At 22.2% G+C, this 546-nt stretch carries 1 protein-coding gene; it reads right to left on the minus strand.

Annotated features, from left to right (window positions below; translation table 11 throughout):
* Positions 1–69: 69 nt before the first annotated feature.
* A complete protein-coding gene (locus IE142_RS35830; protein ID WP_229831311.1) occupies positions 70–447 on the minus strand; it encodes a hypothetical protein in 378 nt (125 codons plus the stop codon).
* Positions 448–546 lie beyond the last annotated feature (99 nt).

Below are 546 nucleotides of genomic sequence, written 5' to 3' on the forward strand. Positions count from 1 at the left end.
TTTTTGATAAATGATTTACGCTTAATATACTCACATTATCGTCTCCTTTAATCAAAAGTGGAATAGAATCTATTTTAATCTCATAGCTTCTAAAATTTCTTCGTAAGTATAGTCATTAATGTAGTAATGAAAAGAACAAACTTCACGAATAATTGTAAAGACAAATTGATAATGATATTCACGGCGTTTTATATTAGTATTTTTTATCAAAATATTTACAAGATTTTCAAATAATTTTGATTCGTTATCGGTTTTACGCATTCCTAAATAGCTGTCTTTAGGAATTGATTCTGCAAAAATAATATCATTATAATTTTTATTAATATATTTTGTTATAGATTGAATCAACTGTTTTTCATCAATAATTATTTTTACTTTCGTTTTAATGTGAATAAAAGTTGATACGATTTTTTGAATTTGGTTTTCTGATAATTTATTCATTTTCATTTACTCTTTTCCATTACATATTATGATTAAAACTAGCTAATTTTTAATTCTAACATCATTATGTAATAAAAATTCTATCGTAGAAATTAAGATTCTGTA

Origin of the sequence: Streptomyces mutabilis (assembly GCF_014649815.1) — a bacterium.
GTDB classification, from domain to species: Bacteria; Actinomycetota; Actinomycetes; order Streptomycetales; family Streptomycetaceae; genus Streptomyces; species Streptomyces mutabilis.

Coding starts and splice junctions, on each gene's coding strand:
- IE142_RS35830 (WP_229831311.1), bottom strand. CDS start 447: ATGAAAATGAATAAATTATCAGAAAACCAAATTCAAAAAATCGTATCA.